Origin of the sequence: Mailhella massiliensis, from assembly GCF_900155525.1 — a bacterium.
Classification (GTDB): domain Bacteria; phylum Desulfobacterota; class Desulfovibrionia; order Desulfovibrionales; family Desulfovibrionaceae; genus Mailhella; species Mailhella massiliensis.
Window position 1 is genome coordinate 1,054,423 of record NZ_LT706952.1, and the last position, 15,517, is coordinate 1,069,939.

Sequence of the window (15,517 nt, forward strand, 5' to 3'; positions counted from 1 at the left end):
GCCTCTTCCGGCTTCCTTCCCTTGCCGAACGGGCGGCTTGTGCGTATGCATAGACACGGAGGAAAACATGATCGCCATACTCTGGGACGCCTCCCACATCTGGGGATATCTGCTGCTGCACGCCGTTCGTTCGACGGGCATTCCCTTCCGTGTACTCAAAGGGTTAGACATAGCCCAGACCGGTCTGTCTGGCAAGATGCTCATGGTGCCCGGAGGTTCCGCGCGGCGCAAGGCGGAAGCTCTGGGAACGGCAGGCATGGAGGAAGTCCGGCGCTTCGTGCAGAAAGGCGGCCACTATGCGGGCTTCTGCGGCGGCGCAGGGCTTGCCCTGGCCGGTTCTCTCGGCCTCTGCCCATGGAATCGCGACGGCATGGCCGACCGCCTGCAGCACCTTGTTTCCGGGCATTTCTCCTGCTCTCTTGCCGAGGGGCATCCCCTCGTACCCTCCGACCTTGCCGGAAAAACGGCACTTCTGCCCGTGTGGTGGCCCGGCCGCTTCAACGAACCGGAAAACGCCGACGGCGTGGAAGTGCTCGCACGCTACCGCGCCCCGGGGCCCGACCTCTATGTGGCCGATCTTCCCTACGCCTCCATGCCCTCGGACATTCTTGCGGAATGGAACGCCATGTACGGCGTCACGCTGCGCCCTTCCCTGCTGGACGGACGCCCCTGCGTCGTTTCCGGAAACTACGGCAAAGGAAGCTGGCTTTTAAGCTACAGCCATCTGGAAACTCCCGCGGACTTTCCCGGGTCGGAACAGGCCGGCGCGTGGCTTCTGCATATTCTGCGTTCCTGGTGCGATTCCTCCCTCACCATGACCGCTCTGCCTGCGCTGAGCTTCGACGCCCTGCCCGTACTCTGGGAGGATGCGGTTCTTCTTTCCGCAAAGACAACGCTGCAGAAGCTCATTGCTCTGGCCGGGGAACTGGGACTGCTTTTTCCGCGCAACCGCTGGCTCCTCGGCTGGCGCTCCGGCGTGCCGGGAGCACAGTTCAACAGCCTGAACGCCGCCCTGTCCACCACGCTCAGCCTCCCGCCCGACACGTGCAGGATCCACATCTGGAAGGAAAAGCGGAACGACTTTGAAAAAGCCTTCGCCCTGTTCGCCCAGGGCGCCCGAAGCTGGCTTCTGGCCCGCCGTCTGGCCGACACGCTGGCCGATTCCGCACCGGGTATGCTCCCGCGTGAACTTCTGGTGGATCAGCGCAGCGCGCTCTTCGGCTCCCCCATGTTCGGCGGAGGACTCAGCGAACAGCTTCTGGACATGCTGGAAGACCTGGTATGCTCTTCCTCCTGCCCGGCAGCATAAGCAGCCGTCTTCGACCGCAGCGCCGGAACACGACGTTCCCGCAAGGAACGCCCGGTATAAAAAAAGCCTTTCCCGGAAAAGGGAAAGGCGAAAAAACAACGCCCGGAGGCGGAGCATGGTTTCAGCGTTTCCCGCTTCTCAGGCTGAAGCCGAGAAGCGCGGCTCCCGAAGCCACGGCCGCAAGCGCGGCCCAGAAAAGGGCCTTCACGTCCCGTGCGAGCACATAGCCCCACAGACCGGTATGCACACCGCCCCTTCCATCCACGAGCTGCACGGGAAAGAGCTCGGAATAAATCCACATGGTCAGAAGACCGCCCGCCCCGATGAGAAAGACAAGCACCCCGGCGGCCAGCACAATATGGCGCACGGTGCTGCTCATGGGTGCGGAGGGCGCGGATTCCCGTTCGCTCTTCTCCTCCGCAGGCATTTCCGCGGGAGGCAGCTCTCCCGTTTCCGGGGGAACCTCGGAAAGCTCGACCTGATCCCGCAGCAGAAAATCAAGGCTCACGCCGAGGGTATCGGCCAGCTCCACCAGGCGGTCGAGATCGGGAGCGGAAAGGCCGGTTTCCCATTTCGTGACGGACTGCCGGGAAACACCCATGCGCTGGGCGAGTTCTTCCTGCGACATCCCCAGGGCTTTGCGCCTGGCCTGTATTTTTCCGTATAGCTGGAGATCTTTCCTCATAAGATTCCGTGGGCTGACAGCATTTCCGGGCAAAGGCGGCCTGCGCCGCCCTTCCTTTCAGGCACGGCGGCCGCGCGCCGGGGGACCGGTACGGCGCGCCCGGCCGCCATGATTACGACTTGCTTCCACTATTTGAAGCGTTCCATGGCCTTATCGTAAAAAACGCACAGGGCGTCGAGATCCTGCTTCTGCTGAAGCTGGAGCAGTTCCGGCTGCAGTTCCTGCATGATCTTCGCATAGTTCTCCGGGTTCTTCTGCGATTCTTCCTGAATGACCTGGGAGAAGGCAAGGGCCTTCTGCTGGGCTTCTTCAGGGCTGCATCCGGCCTCGGCCAGAGAAGAGAAGCCAAGGACAAGGGCCAGGGCCGCGCACGAAGCCAACATTTTCCTGTTCATAGGAACTCCTGTGGTTTTATGGCACACTGCCAGGTTTGAGCGGCAGGCCGGCTTTCCGGCCCGTCATCTGACAGGCCGCCACCGAAGGAAAAGTTCCCCTTCCATGGAGTCGCGGGAAAAGCCCCGTGGCGCCAGGCCGCCGAATGACGGCCAGAAATTAACGCCATCGTGAAGCATTCTCCACCAACCGGAAGTTTCCTTTCCGGCAACTATCGGGTGCATATACATGATTTCAGATAATTAGCATAAGATATTTTCCCTCGCTACCGTTTTTTGGCAACCGCAGGTTGCGGGAAACAACAGGTTGCAAAGGAAGAAAAAAGGAGATTAACGCAAAAAAGGCGGAGCCTTCGCCCCGCCTTGCGCACTCATTTCACGTCCGTCACATGTCTATGCCCATCCAGGTTTTCGCCGCCCAGCCGATGAAGAAGGAAACGGCGGCGACGCCGAAACTGATGGAAAGCATCTCCATGAACTGCGGGCGGAAGCTCTCGCGCCGCACCACGGAAACAAAGAAGGTGAACAGACAGATGATGCAGGCCGCATTGAACAGGCAGCAGGCCAGCGCCGCATAGGGCGACGTGAAGACCACATAGGGCAGAAGCAGCAGCGCCACCGTGATCATATAGGCTATGCCGGTGTACACGGCGGCCTTGAAGGGATGCTTCTCCCCGGGTTCCGCCTTCTTGGCGAGATATTCCGAGGCCGCCATGGACAAGGTGGCAGACACGCCGGTGATGAAGCCCGCAAGCCCCACGGTGTCGTTGCTGCCGAGAGCCAGGGTGAAGCCCGCAAGCGCGCCGGTAAGTTCCACCAGCGCGTCGTTGAGGCCGAGAACCATGCTGCCTATGTACTTCAGCCTTTCCTCGTCCACCATTTCGGCAAGGCGCCGTTCATGGCGTTCCTCTTCCTCCATGATGCCCTGCGCCTCCGGCACGTCCTCGATGAGACCGGCATAGCGCTTTCCCGCATGATCCTCCCCGGATTCCAGCAGATTGATGACGAAGGTCAGGCCGAAGATCCAGCTCATGACACAGTAGAACATCACCTTGAAACGCTTCGCTTCCGCCTTTCTGCCGGTGTAGCGGCCCCATACCTCGCAGTGCTTTTCCTCGTCGGCGGCCATGCGGCGCAGCACTTCGCCGTTTTCACCGCCGACGCGCCCTGCAAGGATGGCATAGATTTCACTGTCCGTTTTTTCATTGACCTGCATCTCTTCCAGCAGGCGCAGCGTACTTTCCTTCATATCACGCTCCCCCGGCGTATATCACGCCTTTTTCAGGGGGATACGCCAAGCGCTCACCGCTGGCAACCTCGAAAAGGCGCCTCCGCCGCACGCTCCGCTGCGGAACATTCCACGCGGGCTTCCGCAGTATCGCTTTCCCCGCTTCTGCCGGAAAAAAGAGGGGGAAGCGTCGCTTCCCCCTTCTTCTCCGCCGTGCGATATGCTTCCGCGGAGTTCCGCGCCCCGGCCGGAAGAGCATCCTTCCGGCCGGAGTCCGCTTCGCACGGCCTTACGGCAGAAATCAGATGACGTTGCCCGCGCACCAGCCGGTATCGGTGGCGTTGCGGATGTTGGCCGGTCCCATGCAGTCGCCGGCATTGATCACATCGAACGCCGTCCCCCGGAAGGAATCGCGCAGTTCGGCCAGAGGCCTGGAACCGGCGGAAATGATGACGGTATCGGCCTTGAAGAAGACTTCCCTGCCGTCCTTGTCCTTTCCGGCCACGCCTTCGGGAGTGATTTCCGTGCACAGGCAGTCCACATGCACCTGTACGCCGTTTTTCACCATGTGTTCCTCAAGGCTCATGCGTTCGGCGATTTCCGACTTGGGAGCGAAGAAGTGGCCCATTTCCAGAATGGTGACCTTTCTGCCCTTTTCCGCCAGGGAAATGCCCAGTTCGCAGCCCACGGAACCGCCGCCGACCACGACGATGTTCTCGCCCATCTTGTCCTCGTTGCTGAACACGTCCCAGGCCATGACCACGTTCTTTCCGTCGATGCCCGGAATGGGCGGAACGGCCTGCTCCGCGCCCACGGCCACGATGACGGCGTCGTAATTGGCCTCGGAGATCATGTTCGCGGTGACTTCGGACTCCAGAAGAATCTTGATGCCCTCGCGCTGACGAACCTGATGGATGAAGTATTCCCGCAGAGCCAGAATTTCCTTCTTGAACCACAGATGTTCGGGATAGATGGCCGTCTGCCCACCGAGGAAGGCGCGCTTTTCAAACAGCGTTACGTCGTGCCCCTTGTCCGCAGCGGAAATGGCGGCCTGCATACCGGCGATGCCGCCGCCGATGACGGCGACGCGCTTGCGGCCGTTGAAGCGGAAGGCACGCACACGGGCACTGCCCTGTCCCACCAGGGGGTTCACGGAACAGCGGTTGTCGAAGGTGGCGTCGTTCAGGATGGTCACTTTCGTGGTAAGGGCGTTGCGGCGACCGCCGTCCACGCAGAAATCGCAGTGGATGCAGGGGCGGATATCCTTTTCGCGTCCGGCGCGCACCTTGTTGACCCATTCGGGGTCGGCAATGGCCTGACGGGCCATGAGAATGTAGTCGGCCTTGCCTTCGGCCAGAATGCTTTCCGCAAGTTCGGGACTATGCACGGAGCCGATGACGCCCACGGGCTTCTTCACGCCCGCCTTCTTGAGGGCGACGGAACCGTCCACGTTGTGGCCGGGAGTCACGAAGCAGGTGGGGTGCATCTTCGGGCGGGCATGGGCGTCCAGACGGGTGCCGCAGGAAACGTGGAACATGTCCACATATTCCTCCATGATGAGCGCCTGCTGCGCCGCGTCTTCCGGGGTGATGCCGCCTTCGGCCCTGTCGTTGCCGTTCATGCGGATTTCAATGACCATGGAGTCGCCGACGACTTCGCGGATGCGCTTGATGACCATGAGCGGGAAGCGTACGCGGTTCTCCACGGAACCGCCGTAGGCATCGGTGCGGTGATTGCTCAGAGGCGAGAGGAAGTTGTTCATCAGCCAGCCGTGCCCGTAATGCAGCATGATGGCGTCGAACCCGGCCCTCTTGGCGTCGGCCGCGGCGGTGACGTACATCTTCGCCACGTCCTCCATGTCCTCTTCCGTCATTTCGCGTACCATGCGGCCGTTGTACATGAAGGAACTCGGCCCCATGAGGTCGCAGGTTCCGGCCAGAGCACAGATGCCGGGATGATAGATTTCGCAGGCCGTGTTCATGCCGAAGGCGTGAACGGAACGCTGAAGAATGTGCATGAACGTGAAGCCCTTGGACTTTTCATCCAGCCGGATGGTGCCGAAATGCGCGCTGTGGCTGGGCACTTCCACAGGAACGGCGCAGGAGGCGAAGCCGCCGCGGGCAAGATCCGTATAATAGTCCACGCCGTAATCGTTGATGGTACCGTTGGCATCCGTGGAATAGGCTCCGGAAACCTGCATGGGGCCGACCATGATGCGGTTTTTATAGACAAGCTTCTTTTTGCCTACGGTCAGAGGCTGAAACAGGTGGGGATACTTTTCCAGATACAGCGGCTTGGACATGGGATTCCTCCTCGGATAATACGTTCAAGATCAGCTTGTATCATCGTTATACGGAGTTCCCTTTCCGCCATCTATTGACCACAGGATGATAGTGGTATAAAAAATTATTTGATACTGAACAGATCCTTCCGCCGCAGGGCGGACCTGCCTTCATGCACAAGGAGCGGGAATGCAGCTTCGTTATCTTGAGTATTTCGTTCAGGCCGTGGAGTGCCGGTCGCTGAACAGAGCGGCGCGCAAACTCGACGTCAGCCCGCAGGCGCTGTGCGCAGGCGTGGCCGCGCTGGAAAAAAAACTGGGATACGCCCTGCTTGAGCGCTCCCCCATGGGGGTAAGGCCCACCAAGAACGGAGAAATCGTTTTTCAGGACGCCCGCGACATACGGGACACCATCCACAAATGGCTCCAGCTTTCCCCCCGTCAGCCGGAAAAAGACACCGTCATGGTCAAGCTCGGCGCCTCCACCACGCTCATGCGCTGGCTGGTGCCGCAGGTGGTGCTTCAGGTCAAGAAGCTCTACCCCCACATTTACTTCAATCTTCTGGAATCGTTTGTGGAACAGGTATTTCACACCGTGGTCGACCAGCGTATGCTCGGCCTCATCACCTGCGTGAACGAAAGGGTGGAAAGCACCTATCGCGTGCGCCTCGCCCAGAACGACATGACCTTCATGGAAGGCCCGGAAGACGGGTGCGCCGTCATCATCAACAAATCCCATCCGTTCGCCGAACGTCCCATGCTCACCCTGAAGGATCTTGCGGAACTGCGCCTCGCCTTCAATCCACAGCGCGACCAGTACTTCGTTTACCGCGACATCTGCCCGCACTTCGCCCCTTCGGGCATCATTCATATCCCGGAACAGGAAAACCTGCTCCGGCTTATTTCCATGGACGTTTCCACCGCCGCAGTGCTGCCGCGCAGCGTTCTGCTCGCTCCCGGCGGCTGGGCGCAGAAGGTATGCGCCAAGGATGTGGAGGATTTTCCCATGCCGGGCCGCATCTGGCTCATCTATCCCAGGGACATGCGCTCCTCGGAAAAACTCGTACAGGAAAGCATCGCAGATCTTCTGGAGCAGCTGAAAAAGGAAGAACTCCCGCTTTGATGCCGTCGGAGACTTCCTCTCCATGCGCAGCGTGCAGGCGCTTTTCCCAGTCTTTCCGCACACGAAGAAGGCCCCGCCTTTCGACGGGGCCTTTTCTCTGCAAAAGAGCTTCCATAAACTCAGGTCCGAAGCGCACGCGCAAAGCCGGGGGCCGGCGCGTGCGCAAAGAACACCTTACTTGCCGCCGTACTGCGCGTTGGCTTCCTCCATGCACTTTTCAAACAGGGCAAGGGCTTCCTTGGCGCGGGTGAAACCGCGCTTTTCCATGGAAGCGATCCAGTTCTGCTGGAACGGCTCCAGGAACTTCGCCATCTTGGCCTGTTCCTCGGCGGGCATTTCGTTCATGCGGCACTTTCCGTTGGAAAGCACATAGTCCACGGAATCCTTGATGCTCGCGTCCACGGCGGTAGCGATGGCCCGGGACATGGCCTCGCCGGTGGTCTCTTCCAGAATCTTCTGAAGATCGGCGGGCAGAGATTCCCACACGGAACGGTTCATGACCATGTAATGATAACCGGGAGCGATGGGGTAGTTCAGAATTTCCGTAAGCACCTCATAGAGCTTGAAGGGCTTGAGAATGGTGAGCGCCATGAGGGACGTATCGGTCTGACCGCGCTGAATGCTCATGTAGATGTCCGGCGGAGCGACGAAGATGGGAACCGCGCCGAAGGTGGTGATGAGTTCGTCCGCACCGGAGATGTGATAGTTGATCTTTCTGCCCTTCAGATCGTCGACCTTGGTGATGGGCGTCCTGGAAGTGAGCATCATGGGGCCTGTGCTCCAGATGGTGAGCAGCTTCATTTCCTTGTTGTCCAGCTCGGCCTTCACCCAGTCGTTCTTCGTAACGTAGTTGTAGAAGCCCATGGAGGCGGCCATGCTGCTGTTGCCGGGCACATTGGCTTCACCGGTGTCGGAGTAGCCGTACAGGCCGGGATTGGCGCCGAAGAGACTGTGGCCTATATCCACGCGGCCCTTGACCACGGCATCCGGCACTTCCTTGGACGTGCAGATGGAACCGGGGCTGTAGAACACGATCTTCAGGCGGCCGTTGCTGCGCTTTTCCACTTCCTGCATCCAGGGTTCCCAGACCTGCTGATACACCACATGGTTTTCACGGTAGCCCTCGCTGGTGAACGCGAGTTCATAGGTGCGCTCCGCAGCGGAAGATGCGGCGGGACACAGCAGAGAAAGCGCGAGCAGGGAAAGAAGCAGAGGTCTTTTCATGGTATCCGTCCTTGTTTATGGGTTGCCTTCGCCGGGAAGGAAGAATCAGAAGAACTTGTTGGGCAGCCAGAGAGCTATCTCGGGGAAGATGGTGAGCAGAAGGATGAGGAAGGCTATGCAGAGGAAGAAGAGCCATACATCCCTGAATATGGCGCCCATGGGGATATCCTTGGCCATGGAACTTATGCCGAACACGTTGATGCCCACAGGCGGCGTGATGACGGCCATTTCCGTAAGCAGCACGATGATGACGCCGAACCACACGGGGTCGAACTGAAGAGCCTGTATGGTGGGGAAGATGGTGGGCAGAGTGAGCAGAAGAAGGGGCAGCACGTTCATCATGCAGCCCATGATGATGTAGAAGACGATGATCACGAGCAGAATGATGTGTCTGTCGACCTCCAGCCCGGCCGCGTACTGAGCCAGGGTGACGGTGAGACGGGTGTAGGCGATGAATACGCCAAGAAGCGCCACGCACATGAGGATGAACAGCAGCTTGCCCGCAATATACACCGTGCTTATGAGGCATTCCCTGGTCTGCTGCCAGCTGATGCGCCGGGCGGCGAGGGAGAAGATCCACACGGCCACGGAACCGATGGCGCCCGCTTCCGTAGCGCTGAAGAAACCGGCGAGAATGCCGCCCATGATGATGACGATGAGGCAGAGGATGGGCAGAATGCCGGACAGGGAGGACACCTTTTCCCTCATGCTGTGACGTTCGCCGCGCGGCAGAAGTTCAGGATGCCGGTATGCGGTGACAAGCAGCACGAGAATGAACAGGGAAGAGAGAATGATGCCCGGAATGACGCCCGCCATGAAGAGTCTGCCGGTGGAGGTTTCCGTCACGATGGCGTAGATGATGAAGCTCAGACTCGGGGGAATGAGCACGCCCAGCGTGCCGCCGCAGGCCAGCGTGGCGCAGGAGAAGGCGGGATTGTAGCCGTGACGGCGCATTTCCGGCAGCGCCACGGAGGCCATGGTCACGCCGCAGGCCAGAGAGTCGCCGCAGATGGCGGCGAACCCCGCGCAGCCGATGATGCTCGCGATGCCGAGGGAAGCGGGAGTACGCCCCATCCAGATGCGGGCGGCCTTGAACATGTCGGCGCTGATGCCGGACACCAGCGAAAGTTCGCCCATGAGGCAGAACAGCGGAACCACGGCGAGAGTGGCGGAAAAGGCCGAGTTGTAGGAGGTCATGCTCAGGGTGTTGAAATGGGTGATGACGTCGGGCCTCAGGCACAGGAGTCCTATGAAGCCGGAAATACCCATGGCGTATCCCAGAGGAAAGCCTATGAACAGCACCAGCATGAAGAAGAGAATGCCGAACACGCCGAGCTGCGCGCGGGAAGGAAAGATGCCGAAGTATTCCAGCACCCACGGAAGAAGCGCAACGAACACGGTGACGGCGAAAACGGCGGGAATGAACCAGGCCACGCCGTCCCTGACGAAGCCCGTAAAGCAGCGCAGCGTCTTGATGAGCAGGGTGAGGGCGAAGACGGCCATGCAGAAACCGAAGAACATCATGGGGATGAACAGCGGAATATGCAGGATGGACGTGACTTCCCCGCCGCCCGTCTTCTCGAAAGCGAGCACCAGAATCTCCCAGCCCAGGGTGGAGAAGAAGACCAGTCCCATGAATTCAAAGAGTCCGTCGAGGAAGGCCTTCACCTTCGGTGAAAAATGCTGGTAGAAAAAGTCGATGGAAATATGCCGGTCGCGGCAGGAAATGACGATCATGCCGGAAACGGCGAGAGAACCCATCATGAGTTCCTGTATCTCATAGGCGCCGGGAAAATATGATCCCACATAGCGAAGAAGCACGTCCACGGTGACGGGCACGGCAAGAAGCACCAGAGACACCGCGCCGATGACCAGGGCGACCTTGTGGATAAGCGTCATCATAGGTTCAAAAAGACCTTCGGCCTTGGTTTCTGCTGCTGTCATAGGCGGCTCCTGTCGGTAACAAGTTCGGCACATATATCAGAGAAGGGGAGACGCATGTCCTGCGGCGCTGTCCGGCGCTGCCTGCCGGAAAAATCCGGGCAGGAAACGGAACCGCGCCTCGTCCGTCGGAGAGGCTTTCCGCAGGACTCTCGCCCCGTGGCCCTCTGCCCCATGCCGGTACCCGCTCCGCAAGGGGCGGATACGGCACGGGACGCATTCCGCATTCCGCGGAAGGTCAGGGCTTCAGATTCAGAAGACGGGCGGCGTTGCCGCTCAGGGAAAGTTCCAGAGCTTCGGGCTCCCAGGCTTTTTCCTTCCACCGCCGTACGGCTTCCTCAAGCCCGCGCACGGGGTAGGAGCTGGCAAAAAGAACCTGCTTCTTCAACGCGGTGTTGAAGGCGGGCATGACGTCGACGGACGGCATGAACGGCAGATAGAAGAAGAAGTCCGGCACCCAGTACAGGTTGGGATACTTGAAGGATACCGCCGCCATGGAAATGAAATGCGGCCAGCAGGCATGAGGAATGAGAAACGGCGTGTTTCTGTATCTGGAAACCACATGCTCAAGGCGCAACGGGTCGGAATAGCTGAGATCGGGGCCGAGCAGATAGCTCATGGTGATCATGACGAACACGCCCAGAGACTCCGCCGTTTCATAGACGGGGTCCAGCCGGGGGTCGTCGCAGTAGCAGGGTTCGGAACACCAGCCCGGTTCGATGGAAATACCGCGCATCCCCAGTTCCCTGACGCTGCGTTCCGCGATCTTCGGCGCCGCCGGATCGAGGGCGTCCAGAGCGGCCACGCCGAAGAGCCGTCCCCTGTAACGGTTGACCAGCTCATACACCACTTCAGGGCTGACGTAGCCCTTGCTGAAGGTGCTGGAACTTGTGGAAGCCCTGCCGGACACCACCGCATAATCGATGCCCGCCGCGTCCATTTCATCCATGAATACGGAAATGTCTCTGGTCTGAACCGAACGGGGCGGAATATAACCGTACATCTGGCCCGGATATTCCGGGTCGAATCCCGAAGATCTGACATCGAAGGGGCCCATGGACAGAAATTCCCCGAAAGGCGGACGGATACGGAAATCAATAATCATAACGCGGTCCTGCAATCCATAGAAGACGAAAGTGACATGTACTGCGAACACTACCCAGATTTGATATGACATTAGCTAGGCTCAGGACTCATTACTTGCCAAAAGGATAAGAAGTTCTTATTGTCGGCATAGGGAGGATGCCATGAAGGAACTTTTTTATCTTTCTCATGAACAGATTGCTCGTATCAAACGCTACTTTCCACGTTCCCATGGCATTCCGAGAGTCGATGACAGACGTGTCATCAGCGGCATTATCTATGTCATCAAGCACGGCCTGCAATGGAAAGATGCTCCGCGCGAGTATGGACCATACAAAACTCTCTACAATCGTTTTATCCGCTGGAGCCGATTGGGTGTCTTTAACAGGATTTTTGCGGAGCTTGTTGAGCAAAACGGCTCCACAACACGCTTGATGATTGATGCCACACATCTCAAGGCACACAGGACAGCAGCAAGTTTGCTGAAAAAAGGGGCCTTTCCCGATGTATCGGACGCACAAAAGGCGGCCTGAATTCAAAACTCCACGCTGTCTGCAATGCCTTCGGTCAACCGTTGGCCTTCCATCTGTCCGGCGGTCAGGTGAGCGATTACAAAGGCGCTGCTGTCCTGCTTGATACTCTGCCGCAGGCCGGGGAGCTTCTGGCGGATAGAGGCTATGATGCCGACTGGTTTCGTCATGCCTTGTCCCGTAAAGGAATCACGCCGTGCATTCCTGGCAGACACAGCCGAAAAACTCCGGTGGTCTATGACAAGGAGGTTTATAAGCAGCGGCACAAGATAGAAATCATGTTTGGCCGACTCAAGGATTGGCGCAGAATAGCCATGCGTTATGACCGTTGTGCACACACGTTCTTTTCGGCCATTTGTCTCGCTGCCATTGTCATCTTTTATATTTAATGAGTCCTGAACCTANCCCGTAAAGGAATCACGCCGTGCATTCCCGGCAGACACAGCCGAAAAACTCCGGTGGTCTATGACAAGGAGGTTTATAAGCAGCGGCACAAGATAGAAATCATGTTTGGCCGACTCAAGGATTGGCGCAGAATAGCCATGCGTTATGACCGTTGTGCACACACGTTCTTTTCGGCCATTTGTCTCGCTGCCATTGTCATCTTTTATATTTAATGAGTCCTGAACCTAAAAAAATAACAAGAAAGAATACGGCGCTGTCTGATACTGGTGTCAATTTTTTCTTGATACCCTTCTCTCCCTGCGGGGAAAAAGCCCTTGAGATAAAAGAGCGCAGGCCGTATAACCACAGGCGAACCCCAAACATAAGGAGACGGACATGGCACTGGATCCCAAACAGCACGCGGACTGGGAGATCGCACAGGATGCGGAAACCCGTATGAAGGACATTTACCGTATCGGCCGGGAGCTCGGCCTTGAAGAGAAGGAACTGCTCCCCTACGGTCACGTCATGGGCAAGGTGGACTACATGTCCGTGCTTTCCCGTCTGGAAGGCCGCCCCAACGGCAAATATGTGGACGTGACGGCCATCACCCCCACTCCGCTCGGCGAAGGCAAGTCCACCACCACCATCGGCCTCGTGCAGGGCCTCGCGCAGCGCGGCAAACGCGTTTCCGCGGCCATTCGTCAGCCTTCCGGCGGCCCCACCATGGGCACCAAGGGTTCCGCGGCCGGCGGCGGCCTTTCCCAGTGCATTCCCCTCACGCAGTATTCCCTGGGCTTCACCGGCGACATCAACGCCGTGACCAACGCCCACAACCTGGCCATGGTGGCGCTCACCTCCCGTATGCAGCACGAACGCAACTACGACGACGAAAAGCTGTTGCGCCTCTCCGGTCAGGAACGCCTGAACATCGATCCCACCAACGTCCGCATGAACTGGGTCATCGACTTCTGCTGCCAGGCCCTGCGCAACGTGGTCATCGGCATGGGCGGCAAGTCCGACGGCTTCATGATGACCTCGCACTTCGATATTTCCGTCTCCTCCGAAGTCATGGCCATTCTTTCCGTGGCGCGCGACCTTAAAGACATGCGCGAAAGACTCGGCCGCATCATCGTGGCCTACGACCGCGCGGGCAAGCCCGTGACCACGGAAGACCTGCAGGTCGCCGGCGCCATGGCCGCCTGGATGGTGGACGCCATCAAGCCCAACCTCATCCAGACCATCGAAGGCCAGCCCGTGTTCGTGCACGCCGGGCCGTTTGCCAACATCGCCCTCGGCCAGAGCTCCGTCATCGCCGACCGCCTCGGTCTCAAGCTTTCCGAATACCATGTCACCGAATCCGGCTTCGGCGCGGATATCGGCTATGAAAAATTCTGGAACCTCAAGTGCCACTACAGCGGACTCGCCCCCGACGCCGCGGTGCTCGTGGCCACGGTGCGCGCCCTGAAGAGCCACGGCGGAGCTCCCCTGCCCCGTCCCGGCCGCGCCCTGCCCGAAGAATACCGTCAGGAAAACGTGGGCTATGTGGAAAAGGGCTGCTGCAACCTGCTGCACCATATCCGCACCATCAAGAAGTCCGGCACCTCGCCCGTGGTGTGCATCAACGCCTTCGTCACCGATACTCCGGCCGAAATCGCCCGCATCCGTGAAATCTGCGAAGCGGAAGGCGCCAGAGTGGCCGTTTCCACCCACTGGGAACACGGCGGCGCGGGCGCGCTGGAACTTGCCGACGCCGTCATGGACGCCTGCAACGACAGGACCGACTTCCGTCCGCTCTACGACTGGAACGCGCCCTTCAAGGAACGCATCGAAAAGATCGCCCGCGAAGTGTACGGCGCCGACGGCGTGAACTACAGCGCCGAAGCGGAAAGCCGCCTTGCCGAAATGCAGGCCCGCCCCGATGCGGCGGAACTCGGCGTGTGCATGGTGAAGACGCAGTACTCCCTTTCCGACAACCCCGATCTCAAGGGCGAACCTTCCGGCTGGAAGCTGAACATCCGCGACGTGCTGCTCTACGGCGGCGCGGGTCTGGTGGTTCCCGTTTCCGGCAAGATATCGCTCATGCCCGGCACCGGTTCCAACCCGGCATTCCGCCGTGTGGATGTGGATACCGAAACCGGTCAGGTGCACGGCATTTTCTGATGCTTTCATCGCTCATGCGCCCGGCTCGGGCCGGGCGCAACGCGAAGGGCGGGCGCGGCGTATGCCGCACCCGCCCTTTTTTTCGCGGCGAGCCGTCATCTCTCCCGTACGGAACGCCGCTTCCCGGAAGAACCTGCGTAAAGCCCGCCCATCACCGAACCGACGATGAGCACGCACGAGGCAAGCACTCCCGGGGAAAGAGCCTCCGACCCGAACAGCGCGCCCAGAATCACCGCGATGACCGGATCGATATAGGCAAAAGACACCGCAACCATGACGCGCGTATGCGCCAGCAGCCAGTAATAGCAGAGGTAACCGAGCACGCTGGTGAAAAACGTGAGAAACATCATGCCGCCCAGAGAAGCGGCCGTGAAACCGGAAACATCGAAGCTCTCCCCCATGAGCCATGCGGCGGGCAGGGAAAGCAGTCCCCCGAACAGCATGGTCAGCGCCATGCCTCCGTAGAGCGACATGCCCGCGTCGGCCAGAAAACGCTTTGCGTACAGGGAACCCGCCACAAAGCACACGACGCCGAGCAGGATGACGAGCATCCCGGAAAGCGGACAGGCAACGCCCGCCCCGCCCGAGAAGGTAAGCACAGCCATGCCCAGCATGGCCCCGCCTATGGCGAAGGTCTGCCCTCTGCCCGGCCGCGGCCCCCTGAGCACGAGCCAGTCGCCCAGCACCATGAACAGAGGAACGGCGCCGTAGAGCAGCGCCGTCATGCCGGAAGGCACGCTCTGCTGCCCTACGGCCTGACATACGTTGTTCATGAACATGACGAAAAACGCCAGCACGAAGTAATGGACAATTTCCATGAAACCCGTGGGGCGGCCGTGCTTCGTGAGGGGAAGCAGCGCGAGCATGAGAAGGCCTGCGCCGCACAGGCGTATGCCGTTCTGCGCGACGGGAGGAAAGCCGGTAAGGGCGAACTTCATGCCCAGAAAGCTTCCTCCCCAGGAAAGATACAGCAAGGCGAGGCAAAGGCAGGCCTTGAGGCGGGAAACCTGTTTTCCCTGCATGGCGTCCTCCTTGAACGAAGGTGCGGGCTTTCAGAAGGGAAAAAAGCCCCGGATTCCGCGATACGGCGGAATGTCCGGGGCCCGTAGGTACGGCCCGCCCGACGCCGGAGCAGTATGGCGTGGGGCGGACCGACCGCGCCTGGTTCTTTCGC

At 59.5% G+C, this 15,517-nt stretch carries 12 protein-coding genes and 1 pseudogene; 5 read left to right on the forward strand and 8 right to left on the reverse strand.

Annotated elements, in window-relative coordinates; translation table 11 throughout:
* The first annotated feature begins 67 nt into the window (after window positions 1–67).
* Window positions 68–1,309: a BPL-N domain-containing protein gene (locus CZ345_RS15075; protein WP_077074137.1), complete on the forward strand. Its 1,242-nt coding sequence runs from the start codon at window positions 68–70 to the stop codon at window positions 1,307–1,309.
* A gap of 121 nt (window positions 1,310–1,430) precedes the next feature.
* Here CZ345_RS15075 and CZ345_RS15080 read toward each other — a convergent pair whose 3' ends face one another.
* From CZ345_RS15080 to CZ345_RS15100, 4 genes are all read right to left on the reverse strand, one after another.
* Window positions 1,431–1,994, reverse strand: coding sequence for a helix-turn-helix domain-containing protein (locus CZ345_RS15080; RefSeq protein ID WP_083717523.1), 564 nt, complete (start codon window positions 1,992–1,994; stop codon window positions 1,431–1,433).
* Window positions 1,995–2,122: 128 nt separating this feature from the next.
* A complete protein-coding gene (locus CZ345_RS15085) occupies window positions 2,123–2,389 on the reverse strand; it encodes a BTB/POZ domain-containing protein KCTD2 (protein ID WP_077073885.1) in 267 nt (88 codons plus the stop codon).
* Between the two features lie 382 nt (window positions 2,390–2,771).
* A complete protein-coding gene (locus CZ345_RS15090) occupies window positions 2,772–3,635 on the reverse strand; it encodes a VIT1/CCC1 transporter family protein (protein WP_077073886.1) in 864 nt (287 codons plus the stop codon).
* 280 nt (window positions 3,636–3,915) lie between these two features.
* Window positions 3,916–5,916, reverse strand: a complete 2,001-nt coding sequence (locus tag CZ345_RS15100) for an FAD-dependent oxidoreductase (protein ID WP_077073888.1) — start codon at window positions 5,914–5,916, stop codon at window positions 3,916–3,918.
* A gap of 169 nt (window positions 5,917–6,085) precedes the next feature.
* Between CZ345_RS15100 and CZ345_RS15105 the strand changes: the two genes are divergently transcribed.
* Window positions 6,086–7,018: a LysR family transcriptional regulator gene (locus tag CZ345_RS15105; RefSeq protein ID WP_077073889.1), complete on the forward strand. Its 933-nt coding sequence runs from the start codon at window positions 6,086–6,088 to the stop codon at window positions 7,016–7,018.
* Between the two features lie 174 nt (window positions 7,019–7,192).
* Here the strand turns inward: CZ345_RS15105 and dctP are convergent, their stop codons facing one another.
* From dctP to CZ345_RS15125, 3 genes are all read right to left on the reverse strand, one after another.
* Window positions 7,193–8,242, reverse strand: coding sequence for a TRAP transporter substrate-binding protein DctP (gene dctP / locus CZ345_RS15110; RefSeq protein ID WP_077073890.1), 1,050 nt, complete (start codon window positions 8,240–8,242; stop codon window positions 7,193–7,195).
* 45 nt (window positions 8,243–8,287) lie between these two features.
* The gene (locus tag CZ345_RS15115; RefSeq protein WP_162274990.1) at window positions 8,288–10,186 is read right to left on the reverse strand and encodes a TRAP transporter large permease; all 1,899 of its coding nucleotides are present in this window, start codon (window positions 10,184–10,186) and stop codon (window positions 8,288–8,290) included.
* Window positions 10,187–10,421: 235 nt separating this feature from the next.
* Complete coding sequence (locus CZ345_RS15125; protein ID WP_077073891.1) at window positions 10,422–11,288, reverse strand: amidohydrolase family protein; 867 nt, start codon at window positions 11,286–11,288, stop codon at window positions 10,422–10,424.
* 142 nt (window positions 11,289–11,430) lie between these two features.
* Between CZ345_RS15125 and CZ345_RS16375 the strand changes: the two genes are divergently transcribed.
* The 3 genes and pseudogenes from CZ345_RS16375 to CZ345_RS15145 all read left to right on the forward strand — a co-directional run bounded on the left by CZ345_RS16375 (window position 11,431) and on the right by CZ345_RS15145 (window position 14,343).
* Window positions 11,431–12,185, forward strand: a protein-coding gene (locus CZ345_RS16375) for an IS5 family transposase (RefSeq protein ID WP_239446597.1) whose coding sequence is annotated in 2 segments (ribosomal slippage) — window positions 11,431–11,764 and window positions 11,764–12,185 — 756 coding nt in all. Because the reading frame shifts where the segments join, the coding sequence is not laid out codon by codon here.
* Window positions 12,186–12,197: 12 nt separating this feature from the next.
* Window positions 12,198–12,413: pseudogene (locus tag CZ345_RS15140) on the forward strand (transposase); the annotation flags it as partial.
* A 163-nt stretch (window positions 12,414–12,576) separates the two neighbouring features.
* Window positions 12,577–14,343, forward strand: a complete 1,767-nt coding sequence (locus CZ345_RS15145; protein ID WP_077073893.1) for a formate--tetrahydrofolate ligase — start codon at window positions 12,577–12,579, stop codon at window positions 14,341–14,343.
* Window positions 14,344–14,438: 95 nt separating this feature from the next.
* On the opposite strand, the gene CZ345_RS15150 is transcribed toward CZ345_RS15145, so the two are convergent.
* The gene (locus CZ345_RS15150) at window positions 14,439–15,365 is read right to left on the reverse strand and encodes a DMT family transporter (protein ID WP_077073894.1); all 927 of its coding nucleotides are present in this window, start codon (window positions 15,363–15,365) and stop codon (window positions 14,439–14,441) included.
* Window positions 15,366–15,517 lie beyond the last annotated feature (152 nt).